The organism is Nocardia sp. NPDC004722 (assembly GCF_053601505.1).
The window spans coordinates 1-4,576 of the sequence record NZ_JBSGBY010000644.1 but is presented as its reverse complement, the minus strand read 5'-3'; the positions used below and the strand labels follow the sequence as shown (position 1 = coordinate 4,576).

Annotated in this window: 6 protein-coding genes; 4 read left to right on the top strand and 2 right to left on the bottom strand. The window is 69.6% G+C overall.

The genetic code is table 11. The annotated features are described in order from the left end of the window. On the bottom strand, positions 1 to 256 hold a 256-nt coding region (locus ACWELQ_RS38805; protein ID WP_452401994.1), incomplete at its 3' end, for a carboxylesterase family protein. Between the two features lie 216 nt (positions 257 to 472). On the opposite strand from ACWELQ_RS38805, the gene ACWELQ_RS38800 reads away from it, so the two are divergent. Next, positions 473 to 1,705 (top strand): cytochrome P450, encoded by a 1,233-nt coding sequence (locus tag ACWELQ_RS38800; protein ID WP_452401993.1) that lies wholly within the window; start codon positions 473 to 475, stop codon positions 1,703 to 1,705. Between the two features lie 111 nt (positions 1,706 to 1,816). Further along, on the top strand, positions 1,817 to 2,194 hold the full coding sequence (locus tag ACWELQ_RS38795) for a hypothetical protein (RefSeq protein ID WP_452401992.1): 378 nt from the start codon (positions 1,817 to 1,819) through the stop codon (positions 2,192 to 2,194). A gap of 75 nt (positions 2,195 to 2,269) precedes the next feature. Here the strand turns inward: ACWELQ_RS38795 and ACWELQ_RS38790 are convergent, their stop codons facing one another. Next, positions 2,270 to 2,731, bottom strand: a complete 462-nt coding sequence (locus tag ACWELQ_RS38790; RefSeq protein ID WP_452401991.1) for a PaaI family thioesterase — start codon at positions 2,729 to 2,731, stop codon at positions 2,270 to 2,272. A 148-nt stretch (positions 2,732 to 2,879) separates the two neighbouring features. Between ACWELQ_RS38790 and ACWELQ_RS38785 the strand changes: the two genes are divergently transcribed. Further along, positions 2,880 to 3,530, top strand: coding sequence for a GntR family transcriptional regulator (locus ACWELQ_RS38785; RefSeq protein WP_452401990.1), 651 nt, complete (start codon positions 2,880 to 2,882; stop codon positions 3,528 to 3,530). After that, on the top strand, positions 3,530 to 4,576 hold a 1,047-nt coding region (locus ACWELQ_RS38780), incomplete at its 3' end, for an MFS transporter (RefSeq protein WP_452401989.1). The genes ACWELQ_RS38785 and ACWELQ_RS38780, both read left to right, overlap by 1 nt.

Sequence of the window (4,576 nt, the reverse complement as noted above, 5' to 3'; positions counted from 1 at the left end):
GCCACGACGCGGCGGGCAGCGGCGGCCGCCAGCGCAGCTCGCCGACCGGCGGTGCGGCATAGGGGATTCCGTTGAACAGCCGATAGTCCGGTGTCACCACGCCGTGCAGGCTGCCGCTGTCGACCGTGACCGTGTCCGGGGCCGACGCGGCGCGCGCCGACGGGGGATGCACCGTGAATATCGTGACGAGGACGGCGACCGCCGCGAGCACCGCCGCGGCCCCGAATCCCACCCGTTCCGAACTGCGCACGATCACCCGAGCCTCCCGAGGCCAGCAGCGTTTTCGCGTAGGCGGTCGATACTAGTCGGCCGGTTCTGACGCCGGTCCGGAGTCTCGAGACGACGCCATAACCCCTGCGTACGGGTGGGACGATCGGGCGTACGTGTCTCACGGCGAGACGGCCGTTGACAGCCGCTTCACGGCCGGGAAACGGTGGGCCACACCAGACCTTCCACCGTTCGGAGTCCAGCGATGACCGTGCCCGCACTCGATGCCCTCGACCTCTTCGATCCGGCGCACCTCGACGACCCCTACCCGCTGTATCACCGCCTGCGCGCGGAGTCGCCGGTCTATCGCATCCCCGGCTCCGACTTCTACCTGGTCACCTCGTGGGATCTGGTGACCGAGGCGGTGAGTCGCGTCGAGGACTTCTCCTCCCACCTCACCGGCGCGCTGCTGCGGCAACCCGGGCAGCCACCCGCCACCTTCGACATGGACGGCGGCGGCCAGGCCATCCACGTGCTGGCCACCGCGGACGATCCGAGCCATCAAGCGCAACGCAAGCTGGTGCAGCCGTTGCTGGCCAAACGGATTCGCGGACTCGGCCCCACGGCCACCGACCTGGTGGATCGACTCTGGCACGAGGAACTGCGCGGCGATCGGCTCGAATGGGCGGCGGGCATGGCCGACCGGCTACCGCTGGCCCTGGTCGCCGACATCATCGGACTGCCGGATGCCGATGTGCCGCAACTGCTCACGTGGGCCTACGACAGCACCGAGATGCTGGGCGGCATCGTGGAGGCGGATCGCTTCGGGCAGCTGGCGGCCGCCGCGGCCGATCTGGCGGGCTACCTGTACACCAAAATCCATGCCGCCCTCGATTATCCGGTCGCCGACTCCCCCGCCGACCTGCTCCGCGTGCTGGCCGCCGCGGTCCGCTCCGGCGAGATCACCGAGGCCGTGGCCGTGCTCGTGCTGGTCCAACTCGTCGGCGCGGGCGGCGAATCCACGGCCGGTCTCATCGCCAATGCCGCCCGGCTGCTCGCCGTCGACCCCGGGTTGCAGGACGAGCTGCGTCGCGAACCCGCACTACTTCCCGCCTTCCTCGACGAGGCGCTGCGGCTGGAATCGCCCTTCCGAGGCCATCATCGGCATGTCACCGTCGATACGACGCTGGGCGGCACCACGATTCCGGCGGGCAGCCACGTGCTGCTGTCGTGGGGCGCGGCCAATCGGGATCCGGCCCGCTTCGATCGGCCCGACGCCCTCGACCTGGATCGCCGCAGCGGCGCGAACAATCTCGCCTTCGGCCGGGGCATCCACTTCTGCGTCGGTTCGGCGCTGGCCAAGCTGGAGGCCACCGCCGCGCTCACCGCGCTGCTGGACCGCACCACCGCGTTCACACTCGTCGAAGATGCCCCGCCGCAGTGGTTTCCGAGCATCTTCGTGCGCCGCCACCGCAGTCTGCCGCTGCGGGTGCGCTGACCCGACCGAAATTCTTCCGCGCGCCTGCGAGGTGCCCGGCCCGGGGTCACGGCAAGATCGTCGTCGATCGGGGGGCCTTACAGCCGTGACCATAGGAAAGGGGTTTTGTTCGTGAAGACCGTGTACCGCATCACCCTGGCCGCGCTCGCCGGTGCCGTTTCCGTAGCCCTCGCCGCCCCGGCGTCGGCCGATGCCGCGCCACAGCGGATCACGCTGGACTACTCCAAGGGCCGCTGCGCCCAGACCACGCTGACCGCGCACTCCTTCACGCCCACCACGCTGGAGATCACCACCTCCAACAACTTCACCGATGACGCCAAGATCGATATGAACGGCCAGCGGGTCGCGCTGCCGGACACCTACGGCGCGCAGACCACCAAGATCGATCTCGGCACCCCGATGCCCGGGGCCATCCCGTTCAAGGTGTCGGGCTCGGAGTGGCCGGGCAGCGCCGGGACCGGCTGCGAGGGCTGGATCATCGTCGCCTGAGCCGGATCCCGATCGACCGACGAGCGAGCCCCGGGGGACTTCCCGGGGCTCGCTCGCGTCTACGGCCGCGCGGTCCTACTTGCCGTGCGTGCGCAGCTGGTACAGGCCCTCGGTCTCGGCGACGACCACCCCGTTGGCGTCGGTGACGACGGCCTTCAGCACATAGTCGGCCTTGCCCTTGGCCTCCGCCTCCTCGGCGATGCGGGCGATCTCCTCCGCGGAGATCGACGCCTCGGCCCGCACGTCGGTGGCCGCAGGCTTGCGGAAGTAGATGTGCAGGTCCTTCACCAGCGGGAAGTACTTGCTCATATCGAAGCTCGCGATGGCGAGCGCGCCACCGAGCACCTCGGCGACGGTGAACAGCACCCCGGCGTACATGACCCCGAAGTGGTTGCCATTGCCCTCGATCGGCACCGTGGTGGCCGCGAAGCCCGGGCGCACCTCGTCGGCTCGCACGCCCATCTTGTGCGCGACCGGAATCGTGAATTCCATGCCACCGTTCACGACCTCGTTCAGCGGCGGGGCGTCGTTCGCCATGCGGACCTCCTCGTCCTGGATACGGACACTTACTGACGTAGTGCCAACAGGATGAATCATCGTGGGTGAGAGGGTTGTGGCGCAACTCCCTCATCGATCCACGTGAACCCGGCCACATCCGGGCAAATCATCCCATGTCCCAACTAGTATGCAAGTCGTGTCCAAGACCCCTTCCGCCGCCGAGCGGGCCTATCGCGAGATCAAGGAACGCATCCTCAGCGGCGACCTGCCGGGCGGGGAGCTGGTCAGCGAGAACGAGATCGCCGGCGAACTCGGCACCTCCCGCACCCCCGTGCGCGAGGCGTTCCTGCGGCTCGAGACCGAGGGCTGGATGCGGCTGTACCCCAAGCGCGGCGCGCTGGTCGTGCCGGTGCCCTCGCACGAGGCCGAGCACGTCATCCACGCCCGCTACGTGGTGGAAACCGGCGCGGTCGACGCGCTGACCCGCATCGCCCGCGCGGGCCTGATCCCCCGGCTGCGCGAATCCCTGGACCGCCAACGGGAACTCGCGGCGGCCGGCGATCTCGACGAATTCGCCATCGTGGACGCCGATTTCCATCGCGAATACGTGGTGGCCGCCGACAATCCGCTGCTCACCGGCTTCTACGACTCGCTGCGCGAGCGCCAGCGCCGGATGAACAGCGTGGCGCTGCACCGGGGCGAGACCAATCCCGAGCGAATCATCGCGCAGCACACCGAAATCACCACCCTGATCGAGGCCGCCGACGCCGCCGGTTTCGCCGCAGCACTCGCCGAGCACCTGACCCACGTGCACGGCGTGACCTTGAGAGGACTGTGATGGCGACGCTGACCTCCGTCGGCACCCGGGCGACCGGACTCGGCACCCACCCCAAAGCCTGGCTGAGCGTCTCGGCCGCGATCTTCGCGATCGCCTGGGGCGGCAATGAATTCACCCCACTGCTGGTCATGTACAAGCGCGACGGCCTGTCCGTCGCCACGGTGGACCTGCTGTTGTTCGAGTACGTGCTCGGCATCATTCCCGCCCTGCTGATCGGCGGCCCGCTGTCGGACCGTTTCGGCCGCCGCACACTCATGCGGCCCGCGCCGGTGATCGCGGCGCTCGGCTCCACCCTGCTGGCCTTCGGATCCGATTCCGTCCCCATGCTTTCCGCCGGGCGCGTGCTGTGCGGCATCGCGCTGGGCCTGGCCATGGCGGTCGGCTCGAGCTGGCTCAAGGAACTCTCGCAGGCCCCGTTCACCGCCGAGACCGTCTCCGGCACGGGCGCGCGGCGCTCGGCCATGAGCCTGACGGGCGGCTTCGGCATCGGCGCGGGCGTCGCCGGGGTGCTGGCGCAATGGGCGCCGTGGCCGGACACCTTCGCCTACCTGATCAACGTGGCGCTCTGCCTGCTCGCCGCCGCGTGGCTGTTGCGCGCCCCGGAAACCATTGCCCCGCAGCCGAACCCTGGACGACTGCTCGATGATCTGAAGGTCCCCGCGGCCTCGCATCACCGCTTCCGCACCGTCGCCATCCCGCTGTGCCTGTGGCTGTTCACCTGCTCCGCGGTGGCCTACGCCATCCTGCCGACCCTGCTGATGCCGAAGGTGCACAGCGCCCCGGTCGCGTTCTCGGCGCTGATCACCGTCATCACGCTGGGCTGCGGCTTCGGCATCCAGTCCGTCGCCCGCCGCATCGATCGCCCGGGCACCCTGCGCCTGCCGGTGCTGGCGCTGACCCTGGTCATCACCGGCATGCTGCTGGCCGCCGCCGCGGCCGCCACCCTGGCCATGGCTGCCGCTGCCGCTGCTGCCGTCTCCGGTCGTCCGGCCACTGTATTGGCGCGTGCCGCGACGCCGCTCAGTGACGGATTTCTGTGGGGCGTG

What these genes read in the sequence shown, in the direction of transcription:
- ACWELQ_RS38800 (WP_452401993.1), top strand. Translation starts at nt 473, where the DNA reads ATGACCGTGCCCGCACTCGATGCCCTCGACCTCTTCGATCCGGCGCAC.
- ACWELQ_RS38790 (WP_452401991.1), bottom strand. Translation starts at nt 2,731, where the DNA reads ATGGCGAACGACGCCCCGCCGCTGAACGAGGTCGTGAACGGTGGCATG.
- ACWELQ_RS38785 (WP_452401990.1), top strand. Translation starts at nt 2,880, where the DNA reads ATGCAAGTCGTGTCCAAGACCCCTTCCGCCGCCGAGCGGGCCTATCGC.